The organism is Pseudomonas sp. NFX224 (genome assembly GCF_048565165.1).
Taxonomy (GTDB): domain Bacteria; phylum Pseudomonadota; class Gammaproteobacteria; order Pseudomonadales; family Pseudomonadaceae; genus Aquipseudomonas.
In genome coordinates this window covers 4,972,469-4,996,055 of sequence record NZ_CP183416.1, presented here as the reverse complement: position 1 = coordinate 4,996,055, position 23,587 = coordinate 4,972,469, and the positions used below count along the sequence as shown (strand labels likewise).

At 61.2% G+C, this 23,587-nt stretch carries 18 protein-coding genes; 4 read left to right on the top strand and 14 right to left on the bottom strand.

Annotated features, from left to right (window positions below; genetic code table 11):
• Positions 1-3: 3 nt before the first annotated feature.
• From qhpC to peaA, 3 genes are all read right to left on the bottom strand, one after another.
• Complete coding sequence (gene qhpC / locus ACNYC6_RS22865; protein WP_008016081.1) at positions 4-327, bottom strand: quinohemoprotein amine dehydrogenase subunit gamma; 324 nt, start codon at positions 325-327, stop codon at positions 4-6.
• A gap of 1 nt (position 328) precedes the next feature.
• Entirely contained in the window at positions 329-1,759 is a 1,431-nt protein-coding gene (gene peaB / locus ACNYC6_RS22860) for a quinohemoprotein amine dehydrogenase maturation protein (RefSeq protein ID WP_419709272.1), read from the bottom strand.
• Between the two features lie 81 nt (positions 1,760-1,840).
• The gene (peaA, locus tag ACNYC6_RS22855) at positions 1,841-3,421 is read right to left on the bottom strand and encodes a quinohemoprotein amine dehydrogenase subunit alpha (protein WP_419709271.1); all 1,581 of its coding nucleotides are present in this window, start codon (positions 3,419-3,421) and stop codon (positions 1,841-1,843) included.
• Positions 3,422-3,945: 524 nt separating this feature from the next.
• On the opposite strand from peaA, the gene ACNYC6_RS22850 reads away from it, so the two are divergent.
• Positions 3,946-5,436 carry an aldehyde dehydrogenase family protein gene (locus tag ACNYC6_RS22850; protein WP_419709270.1) on the top strand — a complete coding sequence of 497 codons (1,491 nt, stop codon included), beginning with the start codon at positions 3,946-3,948 and terminating at the stop codon, positions 5,434-5,436.
• Positions 5,437-5,547: 111 nt separating this feature from the next.
• On the opposite strand, the gene ACNYC6_RS22845 is transcribed toward ACNYC6_RS22850, so the two are convergent.
• The 7 genes from ACNYC6_RS22845 to ACNYC6_RS22815 form a co-directional block, all read right to left on the bottom strand.
• Positions 5,548-6,843 carry an NAD(P)/FAD-dependent oxidoreductase gene (locus ACNYC6_RS22845; protein ID WP_419709269.1) on the bottom strand — a complete coding sequence of 432 codons (1,296 nt, stop codon included), beginning with the start codon at positions 6,841-6,843 and terminating at the stop codon, positions 5,548-5,550.
• A complete protein-coding gene (locus tag ACNYC6_RS22840) occupies positions 6,840-7,517 on the bottom strand; it encodes a S8 family serine peptidase (RefSeq protein ID WP_419709268.1) in 678 nt (225 codons plus the stop codon). Before ACNYC6_RS22840 ends, ACNYC6_RS22845 begins: the two co-directional genes overlap by 4 nt.
• Positions 7,518-7,522: 5 nt before the next feature.
• A complete protein-coding gene (locus ACNYC6_RS22835; RefSeq protein ID WP_419709267.1) occupies positions 7,523-9,241 on the bottom strand; it encodes an ABC transporter ATP-binding protein in 1,719 nt (572 codons plus the stop codon).
• Positions 9,241-11,145 (bottom strand): sigma-54-dependent Fis family transcriptional regulator, encoded by a 1,905-nt coding sequence (locus ACNYC6_RS22830; RefSeq protein WP_419709266.1) that lies wholly within the window; start codon positions 11,143-11,145, stop codon positions 9,241-9,243. The genes ACNYC6_RS22835 and ACNYC6_RS22830 overlap by 1 nt, the downstream gene beginning before the upstream one ends.
• Positions 11,146-11,377: 232 nt before the next feature.
• Entirely contained in the window at positions 11,378-12,403 is a 1,026-nt protein-coding gene (locus ACNYC6_RS22825; RefSeq protein WP_419709265.1) for a histone deacetylase family protein, read from the bottom strand.
• Between the two features lie 151 nt (positions 12,404-12,554).
• Positions 12,555-13,784, bottom strand: a complete 1,230-nt coding sequence (locus tag ACNYC6_RS22820) for a Zn-dependent hydrolase (protein WP_419709264.1) — start codon at positions 13,782-13,784, stop codon at positions 12,555-12,557.
• A 24-nt stretch (positions 13,785-13,808) separates the two neighbouring features.
• The gene (locus ACNYC6_RS22815; protein WP_419709263.1) at positions 13,809-15,119 is read right to left on the bottom strand and encodes an MFS transporter; all 1,311 of its coding nucleotides are present in this window, start codon (positions 15,117-15,119) and stop codon (positions 13,809-13,811) included.
• A gap of 163 nt (positions 15,120-15,282) precedes the next feature.
• On the opposite strand from ACNYC6_RS22815, the gene ACNYC6_RS22810 reads away from it, so the two are divergent.
• Positions 15,283-16,215: a LysR family transcriptional regulator gene (locus tag ACNYC6_RS22810; RefSeq protein WP_419709262.1), complete on the top strand. Its 933-nt coding sequence runs from the start codon at positions 15,283-15,285 to the stop codon at positions 16,213-16,215.
• Between the two features lie 152 nt (positions 16,216-16,367).
• On the opposite strand, the gene ACNYC6_RS22805 is transcribed toward ACNYC6_RS22810, so the two are convergent.
• From ACNYC6_RS22805 to ACNYC6_RS22795, 3 genes are read right to left on the bottom strand one after another with little or no spacing between them, the layout of a single operon-like run.
• Positions 16,368-17,297 carry a 2-hydroxyacid dehydrogenase gene (locus tag ACNYC6_RS22805; protein ID WP_419709261.1) on the bottom strand — a complete coding sequence of 310 codons (930 nt, stop codon included), beginning with the start codon at positions 17,295-17,297 and terminating at the stop codon, positions 16,368-16,370.
• Entirely contained in the window at positions 17,294-18,049 is a 756-nt protein-coding gene (locus ACNYC6_RS22800; protein WP_007988289.1) for a class II aldolase/adducin family protein, read from the bottom strand. Before ACNYC6_RS22800 ends, ACNYC6_RS22805 begins: the two co-directional genes overlap by 4 nt.
• Positions 18,046-19,350: an MFS transporter gene (locus ACNYC6_RS22795; RefSeq protein ID WP_419709260.1), complete on the bottom strand. Its 1,305-nt coding sequence runs from the start codon at positions 19,348-19,350 to the stop codon at positions 18,046-18,048. The genes ACNYC6_RS22800 and ACNYC6_RS22795 overlap by 4 nt, the downstream gene beginning before the upstream one ends.
• Before the next feature lie 154 nt (positions 19,351-19,504).
• Between ACNYC6_RS22795 and ACNYC6_RS22790 the strand changes: the two genes are divergently transcribed.
• Positions 19,505-20,464: a LysR family transcriptional regulator gene (locus ACNYC6_RS22790; protein WP_419709259.1), complete on the top strand. Its 960-nt coding sequence runs from the start codon at positions 19,505-19,507 to the stop codon at positions 20,462-20,464.
• 12 nt (positions 20,465-20,476) lie between these two features.
• Here ACNYC6_RS22790 and mrdA read toward each other — a convergent pair whose 3' ends face one another.
• On the bottom strand, positions 20,477-22,369 hold the full coding sequence (gene mrdA / locus ACNYC6_RS22785; protein ID WP_419709258.1) for a penicillin-binding protein 2: 1,893 nt from the start codon (positions 22,367-22,369) through the stop codon (positions 20,477-20,479).
• A 238-nt stretch (positions 22,370-22,607) separates the two neighbouring features.
• On the opposite strand from mrdA, the gene ACNYC6_RS22780 reads away from it, so the two are divergent.
• Positions 22,608-23,531, top strand: coding sequence for a TIGR03571 family LLM class oxidoreductase (locus ACNYC6_RS22780; protein ID WP_419709257.1), 924 nt, complete (start codon positions 22,608-22,610; stop codon positions 23,529-23,531).
• The last annotated feature ends 56 nt before the right edge of the window (positions 23,532-23,587 follow it).

The following is a 23,587-nucleotide window of genomic DNA, read 5'->3' as shown; positions in this document are numbered from 1 at the left end:
AGATCACTTGTCTTTCGGGAAGACAGTGCCGAGGTTGCGCCAGTTGTCGTTGGACGCCTGGGCATCCTTGTTCCAGTCCGGGTACGTGCTCATCATGTCGGGCACCTGGGCCGGCCACCAGCACGGGTCGGAGCAACCGTAGAGGTCAGCCTCCATGGGCTGGCACAGCGACGACACACCGCCAAACGCATCGATTTCCCAGCCCGGGTCGGTGGTCGACGCACAGCCCGCCACCGAACTCATCGCCACCACTTCTTCGATGCGGTTCTCGTCCGCGGCCTGATCCAGCTTCAACGCTTTGTTATTGATTGCCTTGAGATGTTTCATATCAGTGAGCCTTGCGCGGAGTGATGTAGCTGCTGATGAACGCAGGGTTGTGAGCCATGATCCGGGTGTAGACCTCGATGCCGAAGTCGACCCAGTCACGCATCAGTTCGCAGTAGTGATAGGTCGGGTGCGTCGGGTCGCCGTAGCGGGCGTAGCTCTCGTGGTAGCAGCCGCCGGAACACAGGTTGCGGATCTGGCAGTCTTCGCAACCGGTGTTGGTGCGGTCCAGGCGCTGGGACAGGAAGTCGTTCAACTCCATCTGTTTCACGCCGCTATGGACGTTGCCGAAGGTCGGCAGGCTCGAACCGGTAAAGCGGTGGCACAGGTTCAGTTCACCCTTGTGATCCACCGCCAGCATCTTCAGGCCCGCGCCGCATGGCAGGGCTTTCTTGTGGCCTTCGTGGATGTCGGTGATCAACTGGTGCAGGTTGGAAAAACCGATGTTGCGGTGTTCCAGAGCGGCTTCCAGATAACGACGACCCAGCGCCTTCATGTTGGCGAACACCTGCACCAGTTCATCGCTGGTGAGGTTGAAGCTGCTGATGTCGCCGGAGGTCACCGGGGCAAAGCCGACTTCGGCAAAACCCAGTTCGTTGAACAGGTGATCCCAAATGGTTTCGACGTCGGTGACGCCGGTGGTGAGCGTTACGCGAGCACCGACCGGACGGCTGTTGTAGCGCGACAGCAGCATCTCGGCCTTGCGCCGCACCACGTCATAGGTGCCCTGCCCGCCCACGGTGATGCGGTTGCGGTCGTGCACGGTTTTCGGTCCGTCGATACTGACCGACAGCCCGAAACGGTGGGCGTTGAGGTAGTCCACGGTTTCTTCGGTGAGCAACGTGGCGTTGGTGGTCATGACGAACTCGACGAACTTGCCCGCCTCGCGAAAACGCTTCTCACAGTAGTCGACCATGTACTCGATCAGCTTGCGATTGCTCAGCGGTTCGCCGCCGAAGAACACCACGGTGAATCGCTCTTCGTCCGGGGATTCGCGCAGCAGCATTTCCACCGAGGCGATGGCCGTTTCCACGTCCATCTTCTTGCCGGCCGAAGGCTTGTCGAGGTCTTCCTTGTAGCAGTAAGTGCAACTCAGGTTGCAACCGGTGTTGACGTTCAGGACCACGGTGTTGATCGCCGTGCGCTCGACCCGTTTGGTAGCGATGTCCGGGGTCAGCGGCGAGCCGTCGCTGACCAGTTCCAGCGCCATCAGCTCGCGCAGGGTTTCGGTGACTTCCTCGCCGTTGAAGCGCGCAGCCAGGCGCTGGATCAGGTCGTCCGAAGAACAACCGGGACCGCGCAAGGTATCGATGATGGTCCCCGTCAGTTCATCACTGGCGAACAGCGAACTGCTGGGAATGTGAAACAGCATGCGGTCGGCATCGACGTGCACTTCGTGCAGGTTGCGTTCGACCAGATTCAAGATAGCGCCCATTGCCAACCTCCTGTGCAAGCCCTGCTTTGAGGGCCTGCGGTCATTCCGAAAAAATGTCTGAAACGTACACGTCCAGGCACATCACGGAATGGGTGGATTGTTCCAGCGTTGCACGGTCACGATCATGTGGCCTTCGCCGGTCAGGGATTTCCCTGCGTCGTCGATGGCGGCGATCACCTTGAGGTTGCCGGCATTGTTGGTGGACATCTTGCGCGCCGGATTCGGCCCGGCATCGCCCGGGGTGAACACGCCAGTGTCGGCGTGCATGGTGCCGGCAAACTTGACGTCTTCGTCTTCCTTGGCACGGTCGTCGAAGGCCTCGACCTTCCACTGCGCCGGGAACACGCCGATGCGATACGGCTTGCCATCGGCGCCCTTGCCCCAGGCTTCGGCATCGAAACGGCCCTGGACTTTCGGCGTCGAACCGCCGCCCTCACCGATCCGCGCCACCGAGAATTCCGGCACGACCTTAACCGAGGCGATCTTGCTGTAGACCGACAGGCTCGGGCCTTTCAGCGTACCGACGCTGACCGCGCGCAGGCCCGGCTGAGCATTGGCGGCAGCCTTGATTTTGACTTTGATCTGCCCAGGGCTCTGCTCGACCACTTCGAGCACTTCCACGCCTTTGCCCAAATTCGGCTTGCCAGTGAGGCCGCTGCCGATCAGGGTCACTTCGGTTTCACTGCCGGCTTTCACATAACCCGGCTGCACCGCCAGCAAACGCTGGGAGCCCTGCTTGGCGGCGACGAAGTCCAGACCGCGCTCATCGTGCTCGGCCTCGAACATCCGGCCCTGCATCGCATTGCCTTGGGCAGAGAACACCTGGCGCATGGTCACGCCGTCGATGGTCACGTTGCCGCGCCATTCGTAGCCGGTATAGAGGATTGAACTGCCCTCACCATTGAACGGCGTGCCGTCGGCGTATTGGCCTTTGACGCTGACCTTGAAAGTGTCGCTGCCGTCGGCGGTCACACTCATTACACCGGCCAGTTCACCCTTGCCCGGCAAGTGACCGCTGAAGCTCCAGTCGCCGACCAGCGCCTCGCTTTTCGGCGCGGTGCTCAGCCATTTTTTCCAGGCCGGGTTGTCCAGCGCATAACGCTTGGCCAACAGCGGCACCATCTCTTTACGGGCGAGATCGAACCAGTCGCGGTCGCGGGACAGCGCCTGGTACTCCAGCGACGGCCATTGGCCGAGATGAAAGTTCACCAGTCGTTCCCACTCCTGGGCCGGACGCCGTTGCAACGCAACCCGTGCACCGGAGTGGCAGCGGCCGCACATCTGGCTGGTCTGGTCGTCGAATTGTTCGACTGTGTTGAGCCGGCGCTCCATGGCATAACGCACGCCATCGGTTTCGCTCGGCGCCAGACCCTGGGTGTCGGCCAGGTATTTGACCAACGTCCGCCGGTCTTCATCGCTGATCTGCAAACCGTGCATGGTCTGCATGCGGGCGATGCTCATCAGCCAGCCTTCCGGTGTCTTGCGCTGGTGGCTGATACGGCTGAGGGCGTTATCGGCTTCAGGGGTGTGACAGCCCTGACAGGTTTCCTTGAGGATGGTCTGGGCGTCACGGGCTGCCAGGCTGTAAGGCGAATGCAGGGCCACGCAAGCGGCCACGGCCAACAGGCCGGCGCTCATGCCTGATCGGAGTCTTCTCTTCATCAACGTCGAACCTCGCACGGTGCTTTCTTATTTTTGTGGCTTATCGTTTTTTTGGTTTCTGCCGTCGGTGGCGAGCCACTGACGGAGGCAAGAGAAACGTCTGCGATGAGCAATACACGGAGCGTGCCAGCTTATGAATATTTCTATGAATCAATAACTTGCCGATAAAGGTCGGTGTTTTGTCAAACGTGTCGTCTGCGTTCCACGTTTAATTTCGCGACAACTGTTTCAACCTGAGACAAGCATAGCTTTCTATAGGAACGAGCCTGCTCGCGATGTACTCCAGAGCACCGCGTTTAACCTGTAAGCACACGTACTCGTTGACGACCATCGCGAGCAGGCTCGCGCCTACAGGACACTGTGTTCGGGATGTCTCACGTCGTCGCAATTTGCGACGTTTATTGATCCCACGGTGCCCGGGGAAAAATCCATCACCCCACTGGACCGGGCCTTCGGGCTTGAAAAACAGATCTGGCACAACCGTTGCGAAAGACCTCGCCACACGAACAAGACGAGGTTTCAACATGTCGCTCCCCAACCTGCTTCCTGCCACTTCGGCGTTCATCCAGCGCGCACCGCGCATGCTCATTGGTGGCGACTGGGTCGAGGCCGCCGACGGCCAGACCATGCCCCTGCACAACCCGGCCACCGGTGAAGTGCTGTGCGTGGTGCCACGGGCCACGCCGGACGATGTCGACCGCGCCGTACTCGCCGCCCGTCAGGCTTTCGATGATTCAGCCTGGACCCGCACCCGCCCACGGGAGCGACAGAACCTGCTGTGGAAACTCGCTGACCTGATGCAGCGCGACGCCGAACTGCTGGCGCAACTGGAATGCCTGAACAACGGCAAAAGCGCCGCCGTCGCTCAACTGATGGACGTGCAGTTGTCCATCGACTTCCTGCGCTACATGGCCGGCTGGGCGACCAAGATCGAAGGTTCCACGGTCGACGTGTCGGCGCCGTTGATGCCCGACGATCAATTCCACAGTTTCATCCGCCGCGAAGCCGTGGGCGTGGTCGGGGCCATCGTTGCCTGGAACTTCCCGCTGTTGCTGGCCTGCTGGAAACTCGGCCCGGCGCTGGCCACCGGTTGCACCGTGGTGCTCAAGCCCGCCGACGAAACCCCACTGACCGCGCTGAAACTCGCCGAATTGGTGCTGGAGGCGGGTTACCCGGAAGGCGTGTTCAACGTGGTCACCGGCACCGGCATCACCGCAGGTTCAGCCTTGACCCACAACCCGCGGGTGGACAAGCTGACCTTCACCGGCTCCACCGCCGTGGGCAAGCAGATCGGCAAAATCGCCATGGACTCGATGACCCGGGTCACCCTGGAACTGGGCGGCAAATCACCGACCATCGTCATGGCCGACGCCGACCTGAAAACCGCCGCAGCCGGTGCCGCCAGCGCGATTTTCTTCAACCAGGGTCAGGTCTGCTGCGCGGGTTCGCGCCTGTATGTTCAGCGCAAGCATTTCGACAATGTGGTGGCGGACATCAGCGATATCGCCAATGCCATGAAACTCGGTAACGGCCTGGACCCGAGTGTCGAAATGGGTCCATTGATCTCTGCGCGCCAGCAGGAACGGGTTTACGGCTACATCGAAAAAGGTCGGGAAAGCGGCGCGACCATCGCCTGCGGTGGCGAGCAGTTCGGACCGGGCTTTTTCGTCAAGCCGACGGTGATTGTCGACGTCGATCAGAAGCATTCGCTGGTGCAGGAAGAAATCTTCGGCCCGGTGCTGGTGGCGATCCCGTTCGATGACGAAGCCGATGCGCTGCGCATGGCCAACGACAGCCCTTACGGGTTGGGCGCGAGCATCTGGTCGAATGATTTAGCGGCGGTGCACCGGATGATTCCGCGAATCAAGTCCGGTTCGGTATGGGTCAACTGCCACAGCGCCCTGGACCCGGCGCTGCCGTTTGGCGGCTACAAGATGTCGGGCGTCGGGCGTGAGATGGGGTATGCGGCGATCGAGCATTACACCGAGTTGAAGTCGGTGTTGATCAAGTTGTAATCGCGGCGTTTTTCGGTCCGTCATTGCTAGCAGGCTAGCTCCCACAGGGGAATGCATTCCTATGTGGGAGCTAGCCTGCTAGCAATGACGACAGCCCAACCAACCCGAGTTTCAGGGTTTGTACCCCTGCCCCAACAACCAACTCCTGACCATCCTTCCTTGTTCAGCCGTCAACCCGGCCAACGCCTGCTCAGCCGGTTCGATCCGTAACCGCCGCACCAACGGCGCCAGCTCAACCCCCTGCACATGCCAAATCCCCAGCGGCTGATCCGCGGTCATCACCACCTCGGCCTCATCGACAAATCCATCACGCAACACCGGCGCCCGCTCGATCCTCAACGCCTCGAAATCCGCCTCGGCATGGGCGACTTCGGCATCCGGCCATTGCCGCCGCGCCTGCCAAAAGGGTTGATCGAACCAACGCTGCTCATCGGCATAAAAGTCCCGGCCGATTCGGGCGAAGCGCAGAAACAACTGCTCCACCCGCTGCTGATGAAAACGCTGGGCCAACGCCGCGCGTTCGGGTTTACGCAGCAGGGTGTTGATTACCGTCGGCGCCTGCAATGCCGAGGACAGCGATTGAAAAATGCCGTTGCCCGACAGCGGGTCCACCGCCATCGCCGCATCGCCGATGCGAATCCAATGATCGCCACACACCTGCGGGCTCAGAATCGCCGTGCTGCTGCGGGCGTGCAGCTGTAAATCGAGCTCGGGTTCGTCACCGAAAAATGCCCGCGCCACCGCCGAGTCCTGACGCCGCTGTTGGCAGTATTCAAGCAATTGCGCCTTGCCCGGCAACCCGGCGCTGACCACGTCCACTGTCCATTGCCAGTAACACTGGCCGTCGGCCCGCCGCGCCATCCACGCCCAGCCATCCTTGAGGCTTTCCACGGCGCTGGCGGTACTGCCCGGCGCACCTTGCCAGCGATTGAGCAGGCTGACCGTCTCCGGCCCGCGCAGGCCTTTGCCAAGGGCTGGCGCCTGACGGCCACGGGCCTCGACCAGAAAGTCTGCGCTCAACACCTCACGTCCTTCGATCCGGACTTGATGCCCAGAGGTCGACGACTGCACGCCAAGCACCCGCCCCTCGATCAACGCCACCCCCGCCGCACGCAAATCCTCGCGCAGGCCGCGATCAAAGGTCGGGCGATCCAGCAAATATTCGATGTTTTGCGCGTGTTGTTGGCCGTTCCAGTTCACCTGCCGTTGAGAAGGGAGCGTCGCATCCGCCAACGCCTGATGCAGACCTGCGCCGCGCAAAGCCTCCAGCACCCGAATGGAAACGCCTTCCAGCGCCGCAAACCGGCGCCATTCACTGACCAGCGTAACGGCGTAACCCAGTCGCCGCAGCCCCAAGGCCACCGCTGCGCCTGCCGGCCCGGCGCCCAATATCACGATCATGGTCATGGCGCGACACGCCGCTCAGGGCCGCGATAACGCGCGTTGTGTCGCAGCCATTCGATGATTTGCTGGTTGCTTGCCCCAGGCTGCTCCACCAGGAAACCGGCGATGTGCCCGCTCAATGCCGCACAGCCGAGACTGGCACCCGACTGCCCCGGATACGTGCCATGCACGCACGCGGCGAAATCGGCCTGGGCACTGTTGAGCCATGACCATTCGAGTTCGGCACAGCGCGCATCGCCGGTGACGCGCAACACCTGTGGATAATTTGCCGGATACACGCCCTCGCCCTGCGCCGGGCTGGACGCGCAAAGCAATACGCCCTGCGCCACCGCTGCCGCACAAGCAGTACGCAACAGGCTGCGATCCTGACGCAAACCGAGGCTCAAATTGATCAGGCGCACGTCCTGCGTCACCAGCCAGTCGATGGCCGTGGCGATCTGCAAGGCGCTGGTGACCCCGCGCTGATCAAACACCTGGGCCACGCAAAACAGCGCCGACGGTGCACGCCGGCCGATGGCTTCGATCACCGCGCTGCCATGTCCCAGTGGATCATCGCGCAAGTCGCTTTCGGCGAGTCCGTCCTCCACGAGCGAAAATCTGCGCCCGGCCACAACCTGCACCCGTTGTGCGGCCGAGTGGCCACTGTCCACCACACCGATACGCAACTCAGTTTTCATAAGGCTCAGACTTCATGCAATACCGTTTTCGATACCAGTACACCGTCAATCAGTTCGAAGCGTAGATCGGCATCGGCCAGGGTTGAGGGGCGATGGCTGATCAGGATGCGGGTGCGCCCGGCAAACAGGCGGTCGATGGCCTCGATCACTTCGCGCTCGGTGGCTTCATCCACCGCCGAGGTGGCTTCGTCGAGTACCAGAATCAACGGGTCCTGCAGCAGCGCTCGGGCGATGGCGATACGCTGTTTCTGCCCGCCGGACAACTGCTGGCCGCGCTCGCCCAGCGGACTGTCCAGACCTTCAGGCAAGGACGCGATCAGGCTGTCGAGTTGCGCCAACCGCGCCACTTCGGCAATCGCTTCACGGCTGGCGTCGGGCATCGCATAGGCCAGGTTGTCGGCGAGGCTGCCACGAAACAGCACGATGTCCTGACTAACCACGGCAATGCGCCGACGCAGCTGAAACAGATCCAGCTCACGCACATCCACTTCGCCCAACAGCACGCGGCCGGACTGCGGATCATGGTGGCGTTGCAACAGGTCGATCAGCGTCGATTTACCGACGCCCGAGCCGCCACTCAAGGCGACTTTCAAACCGTAGGGAATCCGCGCCTCGATACCGCGCAACGTCGTCTGGCGACCGGGATGTGTGAAGTGCACATCCTCGAAACGCAGCTCGCCAGAAGCCGGCATCGGCTTCGGTGTGACCGGTGTGAGCACGGTCGGTTCTTCGCCGCGCAGTTCCATCACCCGCCCGAGGCTGACGGTCATGCGTTGAATCGCCACGTACAGCCCGAGCAGGCTCTGCACCGGCCCCACCGCCATGCCCAGATAAGTGGAAAACGCGATCAAGGCACCCAGTTGCCAGGTGCCCTGCACCACCCAATACCCGCCAATCAAAAATGCACAGGCCCGGGACAGCGAGGTCAATGTGCCCGGCACGGCCTGAGTGAAGAATTCGGTGACTTGCAGGCGCAGCAACTGGCTCATGTAGCCCTGGCCCAGACTCTCAAGCCGTCGCGCTTCACGCTGCTGCTGGCCGGCGGACTGGATGAATTTCATCACCGGCAGTGTCTCGACCATGAACGACGACATGTCCGCCGAGCGTTCGCGCAACTGCCGCACATCGCGCTCGACCTTGCGCCGCATCCAGCGCAGCCAGAGCACGTCGAGAGGAATCAGCACCAGCGCCAACAACGACAGTTTCCATGACAGGGTCAACAGCATCGCCACCGCCACCACTAGGCCAATCACGCTGGACACCGCCGAGAACAGCGAGTCCACGGCAAAGCGCTGGATCTCCGCCACGTCGCCATCGAGGCGCGACATCAGGTCGCCGATACGCCGCTGGCCGTAGAAGCTCGGCGACAAGGTCTGCAAATGCCGATACAGGTCATCGCGCAAGGCAAACAGCATGCGCCCGGACAGCCGCGTGTGCAGGTAGCGGTTGATGCCAGAAAGCGCCGTGCCCAACAGGCCGGCGACGATCATCAGCCCGGCGATCAGCACCAGCATCGGGAAGTTGCGCGCCAGCAAACCATCGTCGATCAGCAGTTTGGTCAACCATGGCTGCACCAGCACCAGCGCCGAGGCGCACACCGACAATCCCAGCAACCCTGCAATTGCCAGCCGATGCGGTCGCACGAAGCTGTAGAGCCAACGCAACGCCGCTTGCAGGGCCTCGGGGTTCTGGCTGTCGATCAGTCGAACGATCAAACGCTGCATCACGAACGCAACTGTTTGAGCTTGCGATACAGAGTCGCGCGACTGATACCGAGGGCGTCGGCGGCGGCCGAGACGTTGCCCTGATGGCTGTCCAGGGACTGGCGAATCATCTCCAGTTCGTTTTCACGGATGCTGCCGGCCTGGGGCCGTTCGATCGCGGTCAATTCGTCGAGCATGCTGTCGGGCAAGTGATCGGGGGTCAGCACGGTTTCCCCCGGTTCACGCATGGCCAGCGCGGTGCGCAGGACCATTTCCAGTTGGCGGATGTTGCCCGGCCAGTGATACCCGCCAAGCAGGCGATTGAGGTCGTCATGCAGCACCACCGTCGGCGCATCGAGCCTGGCCAGCAAACGACTGACCAATCCAGCGAAATCCTCGCGCTCGCGCAAGGCCGGAAGCATCACGCTGATGCCATTGACCCGATAGAACAGGTCTTCACGAAAATGCTTTTCTTCGACCAGACGCTTGAGGTCGCGGTGGGTGGCGCAGATCAGTGCGACATCGATGTCCTGCTCTTCGCCTGCACCCAACGGCGCGACCTTGCGGTCCTGCAACACGCGCAACAAACGGGCTTGCAGGGCCAGCGGCATGTCGCCGATTTCATCGAGAAACAGCGTGCCGCCATGGGCCTGTTGCAAACGACCGACCATGCCGCCACGACGCGAGCCGGTGAACGCACCTTCGCGGTAGCCGAACAATTCGGACTCGATCAGGCCTTCGGGGATGGCTGCGCAGTTCACCGCGACGAAGGGTTTGTCGCAGCGCGTGCCAGCCATGTGCAGGGCGCGGGCGATGACTTCTTTACCGGTGCCGGTTTCGCCCAACAGCAAAACCGGTAGTTCGTTGGCCAGGCCTTGTCGGGCCATGCGCAGGGCTCGGGCGTAACGGGTATTGCTGCCGGCCAGGGATTCAAGATCCGGTTGCGGTTTGGTGGTTTTCGCCACGCTGCGCGGCGGGCTGCTGACATTGATCGTGCGTTGCGGCGCGCGCAGGGTCTTGTAGAAAAACTCGCCTTTGGCGGTTTGCAGGCTACCGACGCCACCCTGATGCAGGCGCGCCAGCAATTGCAGGCCATCGACACCGAGAAACTCTTCACAACGCCGCCCGACCAGCGCCGAACGCTCGGCATGCAGCAACTGGCAGGCCTGGGCGCTGACCGCGAGGATCTGCCCGCCGAGACTGACTGCCAGCAGGCCTTGCCATGGGGATTCGAGGTACTGGCGACGACTGTGAAATGCCAGCACGATCTCGTCGGGATAACTGGCGTTGAACACCCGGCTTTCAATCTGGCTGACGGCCATGGCCAGTAGCGCGGTGCTGTCGTGGGCGCGGCCGAGCGGGCCTTCGCGGGTCAGGTCGAGGACGCCGAGGATGTCGCCCTGCGGACAATGAATCGGCACGGAGGTGCAGGAAAAATCACTGAGGCGATCCAGATAATGTTCGCCGCAATCGATCAGCGTTGGCCGGGCTTCCACCAGTGCGGTGCCGAGGGCGTTGGTGCCGCGTGCGGCTTCGCTCCAGCAGGCACCGAGGGTGATGTCCTGCAGGCCGCTACCCTTGAGGCGATCGGCGCGACCTTCGACGGCGAGGATGGTGGCGTCGGAGTTGGCGAGGATGATCAACCCTTCCTTGCCCTGGCGTTCGGCCAGGTAATCGATGGCCGGCAGCGCAGCATCGATCAGCAAGCGATTGCTCGCCAGCAGCACATCGACGCTGGCACTCGACTCCAGGGCCAGCTCATGTTTGGCATTGAAATGCACGCCATGGCCGAGGCTACGTCGCCACGAAGCGTCGATTTCGGCGCGCAGGACGCCATCGGGCACTTCGCCTTCCAGATGCAGCTTTTCCCGGGCCAGCCGGGCTTCGCGGTGCAGTTTGGGGGAGTTTGTTTTTATTAGCGTCATCAAGCGCTCCGGGTCGTCCGCCCTGCGCCTTCATACGTCGGCGCCCTGCCGCAATCTTTACGTTAACGTCAGGGCGATGGCAAGTGCCGTAGGGCGCTTATGGACCGCGTTATCGTTCATCGCGAGCAGGCTCGCTCCTACAGGTTGCGCATTGACCACAAATCCATGGTTCGAACCGGTCTACTGCAGGAGCGAGCCTGCTCGCGATGGCGTCATCGCAGGCGCCGATAAATCAGAGCTGCCACACCTCGGCATTCACAAAAAACGCCCGCGCATTATCCTCCAGACTTTCCAGGTGATAGCCGCCCTCCTGCACGATCAGGCACGGCAACCCCAGGTTGCGAATCCGCTCGCCGAGCACCGCAAAACCTTCCCGAGTGACCGCCACTTTGCTCTGCGGGTCCAGTTCGAAAATATCGAAGCCCAAGGACAGCACCAGCACCTCGGCACCGAACTCCGTCACCGCCTTCAGCGCCACATCCAGCTGCCCGAGGAAATCCGCCTCGCTCGCGCCATGGGCCATCGGCAGGTTGAGATTGAAACCTTCCCCCGCGCCGACGCCGCGCTCATCGGCAAAACCGGCGACACCCGGATAGAAGTTGGTCGGATCGCCATGCACCGAGACATAAAGCACGTCATCGCGGTCGTAGAAAATCTCCTGAATCCCTTGGCCGTGGTGCATGTCGGTGTCCAGCACCGCCACCCGCTCAAACCCGGCGCGCAATACTTGAGCCGCCACCGCCGCATTGTTCACATAACAGAAACCACCCGCCGCTTCCGCACGGGCGTGGTGCCCCGGTGGACGGCACAAGGCGTATGCAGCCGACTCGCCATCGAGCACGGCCTGGGCGCCGGCTATCGCGCTTTGCGCCGACCAATAGGCCGAGCGCCAGGTCTGCTCGCCCACCGGGCAACTGCCATCGGCCAGATAACGCGCGGCTTGGGCGAGAATCCCGCGCAGGGCGTTGGGCTCACGCACGAAGATATTCGACATCACCTCGTCACCCCAATCCTCGGGGACTTCCTTCCAGCGTTGATGCGCTTCCTGAAGAAATGCCAGGTATGGCGCACCGTGCACCGCCAGCAGCGGATCGAGCCCGGCATCGGCCGGTTGCTCGACCTTGAAACCCAATGCATGAGACGCCTGCACCAGGCGCTGCGCCCGCTCCGGTACTTCCTGCGGCGTGCGCATCTGGCCACGGGAGTAGTAGCTGCGTGGGTGGTGGAGCAATTGTTCGGAGTGGAAAAAACTGCGCATGGAATCAATACCTGTCAGTTAACAAAAATCCTGAAACCGGACGCGGTTCCCTGTAGGAGCGAGCCTGCTCGCGATGAGGTCAGCACCTTCAATATCAATGGCGATTGATCCACCGCTATCGCGAGCAGGCTTGCTCCTAAAGGGATTGCGTTCAGACAACTTTCCCGGCCCGGGCCAACACCGCGTTAAGCAACACATCCGTGCCCCGCCGCACATCTTGAGGCAACACATCCTCGGCTTCGTTATGGCTCAAGCCGCCCACGCACGGGATGAACACCATGGCCGTCGGGCAGAACCGCGCCAGGTGAATAGCGTCATGTCCGGCGCCGCTGACGATCGATTGCTGAGCGTAGCCCAAGGCGTCCACAGCTTGCTGCACGGCCGCCACGCACTCGGCGTCGAACGGCGTGGCCGGGCTGATCCAGTGCGGAGTGATGGTCAGGTTCAAGCGACGTTCATCGGCAATCGCCTGCAATCGAGCGCGAACTTGCTGCTCCATCGCCTCAATGGCCTCATCGCGGTGATGACGCAGGTCGACGGTGAAGTTCACCAGCCCCGGAATGGTGTTGCGCGAAGACTTGTTGATGCTCAGCTCACCGACGGTAGTCAGGCCTTCAGGCGCGAAGTCAGCGGCCAAACCTTCGATCGCCTGAATCATCCGCGCCACGCCGTACAAGGCGTCCTTGCGCAGCGGCATCGGCGTGGTGCCGGCGTGGGCCGCCATGCCTTCGACCCGTACGTCGAGCCAGCGAATCGCCTGGCCACCGCTGACCACGCCGATGCTCTTGGCGTTGTCTTCGAGGATCGGCCCTTGTTCGATGTGCGCCTCAAAGTAGGCGTCCACCGCTCCGCCCAACGGGCGCTCGCCGGCATAACCGGTGCGCTGCAGTTCTTCGGCGACGCTGATGCCATCGACATCACGCACCGCCAGCGCCGCGTCGAGCGGCATGATGCCGGTGAACACCGCCGAGCCGAACATCGCCGGGGTGAAGCGTGCGCCTTCCTCGTTGGTCCACACCGCCACTTCCAGCGGCTTGCGGGTCTGGATGCCGAGGTCGTTCAGGCAACGCACCACTTCCAGGCCGGCAAGCACGCCGTACACGCCATCGAACCGCCCGCCTTCGGGCTGGGTGTCGAGATGGCTGCCCATCATCACCGGTGCAGCGTCAGGATCGGTGCCGGCGCGGCGGGCGAACAGGTTGCCGATGGCATCCACGCTCAGGGTCATGCCGGCTTCGCGGCACCAGTGGGCAAACAGTTCGCGACCGGCCTTGTCCTCATCGCTCAAGGCCAGGCGGCAACTGCCGCCACGGGCGGTGGCACCGATTTCGGCCATGGCCATCAGACTCGCCCAGAGGCGTTCGCCATTAATCTTCAACATGAGTTTCTCCAGGAAAATTCAGGGTCAGGCCTTGGCCAGTTCCAGGCGTTCAACGCTGGCATGGCGACGGGCAAGGGACAGGACACAAATCAAGGAAGTCGCGGCGATCAGGCTGTAGAACACCGCCATCGGCCACCACTGGCCAGCGAACTTGTGCGCCAGCATCGTGCCGATCAGCGGCGTCAGGCCACCGGCCACCGCGCCGCAAATCTGGTACGCCAGAGAGATCGCGGTGTAGCGCACGCGGGTCTCGAACATGCCGCTGACGTAACCGGCAATCACCGCGTAGAACGACGCCATGCACACCACCGCCAGGGCGATGCCGAGGATGATCAGCGGCGCCTGGCCCGAACTGACCAGCACGAACATCGGATACGGCGACGCCATCGCCAGCAATGACACCAGGCACAGGAAACGGGTCGCACCGATCTTCTCGGCCAGCCACGCCGCCAGCGGTTGAATGCAGAACTGGATGATCGCGACGAAGAACAGACATTCCAGGATCAGCGAGCGCGGCAATGACAGTTGTTGGGTGGTGTAGGCGATCATGAAGGTGTTGGTGAAATACACCCCGGCGATGCCCAGCGTGTTGGCCCCGATGCACAACAGCAGCGGTCGCCACGCAGTGCGCAAAACCTCCATGACCGGCGCCTGTTCCTTGCGCTTGTTTTTGGAGGCCTGTTCGCGGCTGGCGAGGAATTCCGGCGACTCATTCACGCCCAGGCGAATCGCCAGGCCCACCAGCAGCAACAGCGAACTGGCGAGGAACGGCAGGCGCCAGCCCCAGCTCATCAGGTCTTCTTCCGGCAACCGGGTGACGGCGCTAAAAGCCAGCAGCGAGAGAATCAAACCCGCCGGGCTGCCCAGTTGCGCAAAGGATGCAAAGAAATTGCGTCGACCTTTCGGCGCATGCTCGCCGGCCATCAACACCGCCCCGCCCCACTCGCCACCGACGGCGATGCCCTGGACGATGCGCAACAGAATCAGCAACACCGGCGCGGTTGCACCGATCTGCGCGTAAGTCGGCAGTAAGCCGATGCACACCGTGACCACCCCCATCATCAGCAACGTGATGATCAGCGACTTCTTGCGGCCGATGCGGTCGCCGATATGACCGAAGACAATCCCGCCCAATGGCCGCGCAAAGAAGCCCACGGCGAAAGTGCCGAACGCAGCCATGGTGCTGAACAGCTTGTCGTCGGAAGGAAAGAACAGCGCGCCGAACACCAGCGCGGCGGCGGTGGCGTAGATGTAAAAATCGTACCACTCGATCATGGTGCCGATGAAGGCAGCAGCTGCCGCACGGCGCGGCTGATTCGAAGCTTGAGGCTTCATGAGGTCGGGCTCCTTTGATTGTTTTTTTGGCAGGAGAGAAACGGCAAATCCGGGGCGCTCTGGCGGCGCCGGTCTGGGGATGATTTTTCTCCCCGAGGCTATGATTAGTCAATTTTCTATTTATTATGCGAAGTATTACGCCACCTTATAATTGAGAACCGCCATGGCCGAACGCGACGTGCAACGCCTGCTCAACGACCGGCTGGACTGGAATCTGTTGCGCACCTTTCGGGTGATTGGTCAGGAGCTGAGCATCAGCCGCGCCGCCGCGCGCCTGCACTTGACGCAACCGGCGGTGAGCCAGGCGCTCAAACGACTGGAAGAACAACTGGGCCGGCAACTGATCGCCCGTCGCGGGCCGCGCTTTGCCCTGACCGAGGTTGGCGAGCAGATCTTCGAACTCGCCGGGGAAATCTACGGGCAGATGTCCCAGGTCAGCAGCGTGCTGGAACAACCGGCGGACGAGGTGATCGGCAAGGTACGGTTGCTGATCATCAGTCGGATCTTTTCCGAGCGCTTCGATGATTTCCTCGCTGACTTTCACCGCCAGCATCCGCGAGTGGATCTGGAAGTCGAGGTGATGCGCAGCTCCGACATCGTCAGCGCGCTCCAGGAAAAAACCGCGACCCTGGGCCTGAGCCTCAACCGCCGCCCGCAACCGCGCCTGGAACAACGTTTATTCCTGCGTCAGCGCTATGCGTTTTTCTGCGGCAAGCATCATGCAATGTTCGGCCAACAGGACGTCAGCGAAGGGGATTTGCAGCGGGAGAATTTCGTCAGTTTTACCAGTGACCAGATCGGCGGCATGCTCTCGCCGCTGACGATTTTTCGCGATCAGCAGGGCTTCAGCGGACGCATCGTCGCCTCGTCACCGAGCCTGGAGGAAGTCCGGCGACTAGTGATCGCCGGGTTCGGTATCGGCTGCCTGCCCGAACACGTGGTGGCGGCGGACGTCGACGCCGGATTGCTCTGGCGCCTGCCGCCCCACGAAGGGATTGCCGATGTGGACATTCATTTGCTGTGGAACCGCGAGCAGCGCATGAGCCGTGCGGAGACAATCTTTCTCGAAAGTCTGCAACAACGGCTGACCGACTAAACGCGCAACACCTGCGCCACCGGCTCACCCGCGCGCAAGCGTTCGAGCAAACGCGGTTCGGCACGATCCGAGACCAGCAACGTACTTTTTCGGACGATCAATCGCTCTTCACTGTTCGCAGGGCACTTTTTCTTAGTTGAATAACGCCGGGTTCAATAACCCAGTAACCGGTCGGCACAGTTCAATAACGGCTCGCCGATATTCAACCGACGGAAGTTTTCCGCCACTTGTTCGGCAATGCAGTCATGGGATGCCGCCGAAGCCATGTGCGGGGTGATCGTTACACCGGGCATGTTCCAGAGCCGATGATCGACCGGCAGCGGTTCCTGCTCGAAGACATCCAGCAAGGCACCGCGCAGTTGTCCTTTCGCCAATGCCTGTTCGAGGTCGTCAATGTTCAAATGACCGCCGCGTCCACAGTTGACCAGTGCTGCGCCGTTGGCGAGCCGGTCGAAAGTAGCTTGGCCGAGAATGCCGCGAGTCTCGCTGGTCAGCGGCAACAGGTTGATCAGCAACTCAACACCGTCGAGAAACGTGTCCAACGCATCCGCGCCGGCGAATGTGCGCACGCCCGGCAAGTCCTTGCTGCGTCGCGCCCAGCCGCGCACCTCATAACCTGCGGCGACCAGATCCAGCGCGATGGCGCTGCCCAGCGAGCCGAGCCCCATCACACCGACCTTGAACTGCCCCGCCGCTCGTTGCAGCGGTCGTTCCCAATGCCGTTCCCGTTGCTGCAACAACACTTGGTCGAAGCCTCGGTGATAGTGAATCACCGCCCAGCGCACGTACTCGGTCATGCCCTGGCGGTGGCCGGGGTCGACCACCCGGCAGATCGGCAAGTCCGGGCACGACGGATCGTGGTCGAGGTGATCGATGCCGGCGGCCACCGAGTGGACGACTTGCAGGTTTGGCAAGGCGGCAAGACTGCCCGGCAAAGGAAACCAGCAGGCTGCCATCCGCGCGTTGGCTGCCCGCGGATCATCGGCCAGCACAGTGGTGAGTTGCGGCGCACTGCGAGCAAACGCGACTTGCAGTTGCTTGAGCAGCAGGGTGTCGCGGGACAGCAAAACCACGGTATTCATGACAAATAGGACTCGCGCTGGGATTCGATCAGGGTCAGAGCGGCCTCCCAGGCCAGGTCGATGATGTTGTCCTGCTCATCACGGTCAAACTGTTCGGCGGTGTGTGCGCAGACTTCCGGCGACGGGTAATGCAACGCTGAACCACCGGCCAACGCCTGAACCTGGGCCTGGCAGGCACGCTCGAGAAAATGGATCTCCTGGAACGCCTGGGCCACGCCCGAACCGCCGACCAGCAGGCCGTGGTTGCGCAGGATCATCGCCCGGTGCGGACCGAGGTCGGCGATCAGCCGCTCACGCTCATCCAGAGACAGCGCGATCCCTTCATAGGTGTGATAGGCCAACTTGCCGTAGAACTTCAGCGCGTGCTGACTGATCGGCAGCAAGCCCTGCTTCTGCGCCGCGACCGCCATGCCGGCCGCCGTGTGGGTGTGGATTACGCAGTTGAGATCCGGGCGCGCCATATGGATTGCCGAGTGAATCACGAAACCGGCGGCGTTAACCCGATGGCCTGCGTACTCTGGGTCGACCACCCGGCCCTCCTGATCAATGCGTACCAGGTCCGAGGCGCGCATGCGGTCGAAGATCACGCCGTAGCGGTTGATCAGAAAGTGGTGCTCGGGTCCCGGTATGCGCAGGGTGATGTGGGTGTCGATCAGGTCGGTCATGCGAAAGTGCGCAACCAGCCGATACAGCGCCGCCAGCTCGCAGCGGGCTTGCCATTCAACCGGGTCGATGTGTGCAGGTTTACTCACGAATACACCTCTTTTTTAGCAACGTGGGTGACGACCGGGTTGGCGCGCAGGCGGGCCAGGCCGCAAACACCGATCAGGGACACGGCCGAGAGCAGGGTGAAAAACACCGCCAGCGGCAACCATTGTCCGGAAAACTTGCTGGCCAACAGCGTGCCGATCAGTGGCGTGCTGCCACCGGCCACGGCGCAGGCCAATTGATAGGCGATGGAAATGCCCGAGTAGCGCAGGTGCACCGGGAACGCCTGGGTCATGTAGCCCGCGATCACCGCGTACAGCGCCGACAGGATCACCACGGCCAAGGCAATGCCGAGGATCATCAACAGAATGTTCTGCGTGCCAACCAACAGAAACATCGGGTACGGCGTGACCATGCACAGCAACGCGACCATTTTGAGGAAGCGGTCTTCGCCGATGCGTTCAGCCAGCAGCGCCGAGACCGGTTGCGAGAGCAACTGAATGAGGGTCACCAGAAACAGGCAGTCGAGAATCGTCGAACGGGCGATGCCCTGGTATTGAGTGACGTAGGTGATCATGAACGTGTTGGTGAAGAAGAAACCGGCCGAGCCGATGGTCACGGCAGCGGCGGCGAACAGGATCTGCCGCCAGCAGGTGCGAATCACTTCCATGACCGGATATTTGGCGGTCTCGTTGTTGTCCTGGACCTTGGCGAACTCCGGCGACTCGTGGACCCCGGAACGGATCAACAGACCAACCATCATCAACACGCCACTGGCGAGAAACGGCAGACGCCAGCCCCAGGCAAGAAACTCCTCAGGCTCAAGGGACGTCACCAGTCGAAAGGCAATCAGCGCCAGCAGCAAACCGGCCGGGCTGCCCAGTTGCGCGAATGAGGCATAGAAGGTCTTGCGCTTGGCCGGCGCATGTTCGCTGGCCATCAGCACCGCCCCGCCCCACTCGCCACCCACCGAAATGCCCTGGATCACGCGTAACACGATCAGGCCAATGGGTGCCCAGATGCCGGCGCTGGCATAACTCGGCAACATACCGATGCCAGCAGTGGCGATGCCCATCAGGGCCATGGTCACCAGCAGCATTTTCTTGCGCCCGAGACGATCGCCCAAATGACCGAACACCATGCCGGCCATGGGACGCGCAATGAAGCCGACAGCAAAGCTGCCGAACGCCGCGAGGGTACTCATCACCGGGTCGCTGCTGGGGAAAAACACTTGCCCGAGCACCAATGCCGCCGCGGTGGCGTAAATGTAAAAGTCGTAGAACTCGATGGTCGTGCCAATGAAGGCAGCGGCCGCGGCTCGGCGCGGTTGGGCGGTAGTGTGCATGCAAGGACCCTGTGTACTTATAGTTTTGGGCAGGTGTTAAGGCTGGTGACGGTTGCGCTCTGTGGCGCTTGTGGGCTTTATCGCTTCCGTGCCAGGATTAGTCAATTTTCAATTCCTTATCTTTACTATTAGCAGCGCTACTACATGAGGTTTTATGCCCTCCACTTCCAACCCGTGGGTCGGCCGCCGATTTCTTAATGACCGCCTCGACTGGAACCTGCTGCGTACCTATTTGGTCATCGGCCAGGAAGGCAGCATGAGCCGCGCCGCTGCGCGCCTGCACATCACCCAGTCGGCGGTCAGCCAGGCGCTGAAACGCCTCGAAGAACAATTGGAATGTGTGTTGATTGCCCGCAGTGGGCGACGCTTTGATCTGACGGAAACCGGGGAAGAAGTCCTGCGCATTGCGGCGGATATTTACGGTGACATTTCACGTTTGGGCACGGTTGTGGAAAGCCGTCACGACGACGTGGTGGGCAAGATCCGCATCCTCACCGTCAGCGGTGTGCAGGCGCGGCATTACGATGAATTCCTCGCTGACTTCCATGAAACCCACCCGAAAATCGAGCTGGAAGTCGAGGTCATGGGCAGCTCGAGCATCATCAGTTCGCTGCTGCAAAAGACCGCGACCATTGGCGTCGGCCTGTGTCGTTTACCCCAGCCGCGACTGGAACAACGGGTACTGTTTCGAGAGACCTACGCTTACTTTTGTGGCCAGCGTCATCGGTTGTTCGGGCAAGAGAATCTGACCCTGGAACAGCTTGCCGCCGAAAATTTTGTCAGCTTCACCAGCGATCAATTGGGCGGCAATCTTTCACCCCTGACGCGGTTCCGCGACCAGCAAGGTTTCACCGGCAAGATCGTCGCGTCATCCACCAGTTTCGAAGAAATTTATCGTCTGATCTGTGCAGGGTACGGCATTGGCGCATTACCCACGCACCTAGTGCATCGGGATGTCGAGCAAGGGGTACTCTGGCGTTTGCCGCCGGAGGGAGGCGTGGTGGATTTCGATATCCAGCTGCTGTGGAATCGCGAACAGAAGATGAGTCAGGCCGAAACGGTGTTCCTCGAAAGCTTCCAGCACATGCTCAGCATCCGTGAGCCTGTGCTGTGAAGCCTTGATGGTTCAGACGTGAGGATCGCCCGGCGCCTTGCTCGGCGCTGCGTATTGCGGCTTGAGATGGCCGTCCTGATCGAGTAGCCAGGCGTCCATGATTTGCCGCACCACAGGACCGGCGACGCGGCCACCGGCCTCGCCGTTTTCGATCATCACCGAAATCACGATCTTCGGGTGTTCGGCCGGAGCAAAGCCGACGAACAAGGCATTGTCGCGGTTACGCTCGCGGGTTTTCTCGCGGTTGTAGCGCTCACCCTGCTTGATTGCCACCACTTGCGCGGTGCCACTCTTGCCGGCGATCCGGTATTGCGCGCCTGCCGCTGCGGCCCGGGCAATCCCGCGAGCATCGTGCATCACCATCTGCATACCGTGGTTGACCTGCTCCCAGTCACGCGGATCCTTGAGCAGAATATTCGGCATCGGATGCTCATCCACCGGCGCAACGCCGTCGACGGTCACGGCCAGATGCGGGCGGTTCCACACCCCCTTGTTGGCGATCAGCGCAGTCGCCTGGGCCAATTGCAGCGGCGTGACCTGCATGTAGCCTTGGCCAATGCCGAGGATCACGGTTTCACCCGGAAACCACGGTTGGCGGCGTGTAGCGCGTTTCCAGGCCTGGGATGGCATCAGACCTGAGGATTCTTCGTACATGTCGAGAGAGACTTTCTCACCGAGTCCGAACATTGCCATGTAGTCGTGCAGGCGATCGATCCCCAGCTTGTGCGCCAAGTCGTAGAAGTAAGTGTCGTTGGAGCGCATGATCGCCGCGTCCATATCCACCCAACCGTCGCCGCTGTGGTTCCAGTTGCGGTACTTGTGATCGAAATCCGGGAGTTGGTAGTAACCCGGATCGAAGACTCGGGTCTGGGGCGTGACGACACCGGCGTCGAGCCCGGCAATTGCGACCTCTGGCTTGATGGTCGAGCCTGGTGCATAGAGCCCGCGCAGCACGCGATTGAACAGTGGTCGGTCGATGGAGTCGCGCAGCGTCGAGTATTCCTTCGAGCTGATACCGGTGACAAACAGGTTCGGATCGAAGCTCGGATTGCTGACCATGGCCAACACTTCACCGGTCGATGGATCGAGCGCGACCACTGAGCCACGACGATCGCCCAAGGCTTGCTCGGCGGCTTCCTGAAGTTTGACGTCGAGGCTCAGGACAATGTTTTCGCCGGGGACCGGGTCAGTGTGCTTGAGCACTCGCAGCACGCGGCCCTGAGCATTGGTTTCGACCTCTTCGTAACCGACATGGCCGTGTAGCTGCGACTCGTAGAATTTTTCGATCCCGGTTTTGCCGACGGATTGAGTACCGCGGTACTCGACCGTATCCAGCGCCTTGGATTCTTTCTCGTTGATCCGTCCGACATAGCCGACCGAATGAGCGAAGTGCGAGCCCAGTGGATAGTGCCGAACGAACTGCGGCTCGACATCGAGACCCGGCAAGCGGAACTCGTTGACCGCGAGAACCGCGATCTGCTCTTCACTCAGTTCGTAGAACAGCGTCACCGGCACAAACGGATGCCGTGCCTGCTTCAGGGCCTTGTCGAATAGCGTGCGTTCCTCAGCGGGCAGGTGCAGCAGGTTGACCACATCGTCCAGCTCTTGATTGACATCAGACGCGCGTTCGCGGGTGATGGTCAGGTTGTAGCTGGGTCGGTTATCCGCCAGGACCACGCCATTGCGGTCATAGATCAATCCGCGAGTAGGCGTGATCGGTAGGACATGGACGCGGTTGTTTTCGGAAATCGTGGAGTGATAGTCGAATTCGACGACCTGCAGGATGTACATGCGCACCACCAGCGCGCAGGTAATGGCGACGACGAACAAGCCGCAAGCCATCAACCTTTTGTTGACCAGGCGTGTCTCTGTTTCGTGGTCCTTGATCGGTATCGGTTGGGGCATTTCTGAAGCAACTCTTTGAAAAGAAGACACCGGTCCCTGGGCGTGAAAACTGTCCGTCAAAAAAATGAGCTGCACCATAACAAAACTGTCAGGCCACCTTTATGTCATTTTTTTAACTTGAATTCCCACGGGGCAGAAGACTCGTGCGTCTCAGTCAATATTGATGTTCCCACTCCTGCATTTTTCTTGCTGATTGGTGAGTCGATACTGGATGCATGTCATTTTTTGGAGTGTGTTCATGCATCCGCGATTTCAACGACTATTGGGTTCAAACGGGTTTTCCATCGGATTAGAGCTGCCGCTGGATAATGATTGGTCCAGCGATGGTCAGCGGCTGCGGATGGCCGAGGACCGCCCCTTTGGAGTACCCGACTTGAAGCAGCATGCCGCCATGGCACGCTTGGCCGACCAGTCCGGCTTTCGTGCGTTGTGGGTTCGCGACGTACCGGTTTATGACCCCCACTTCGGCGACGCTGCACAGGTGTTCGAAACCTTTTCCTACCTGGGTCATCTGGCCGGCATTACCGATAACATCATGCTGGGTACGGCTTCGGTTGTACTTCCGCTGCGTCAGCCTTGGCTAACCCTCAAGTCGGCCAACAGCATTGATGAGTTAAGTGATGGGCGCCTGCTGTTAGGCGTAGCCAGTGGTGACCGTCCGATGGAATATCCGTTATTTGGCGTGGACTACGATCAGCGCGGCGGAATCTTCCGCGAGACCGTTGAACTGCTGCGCAGCCAGGGCGAGGGCCGATTGCCGGAAGGGGCACGCTTGCTTCCGGAGCGCGATCAGTCAGCGCCGTTACTGGTTGCGGGGCTTGGTCAGCAATCTCCAGCGTGGATTGGCCAGCATATGGATGGTTGGCTCGCCTATCCTGGAACACCGGAAGAGCATCGTCGGCGAGTGGGATTGTGGCGAGAGGTGGGTGGGGATAAACCTTATGTAAGCTTCGTTCACCTGGACCTGGCTGCCAATCCTCATGCGCCAATGCGGCGTGTGCGCTTCGGTGGTAGCTGTGGACGGTTGGCCTTGATTGATGAGCTTCAGGCATTGCGTGAGGCCGGCGTGCAACACATCGGCGTGCATGTCCGTCGTAGCGAACGGCCGGTCGCGGAGATTATTGAAGAAATTGCAGAGTTCGTGCTGCCGAAGTTTCATTAAAGTTGCGAAATGAAAAAGGGATAGCCATCAGGCTATCCCTTTTTTATCGCGGCACT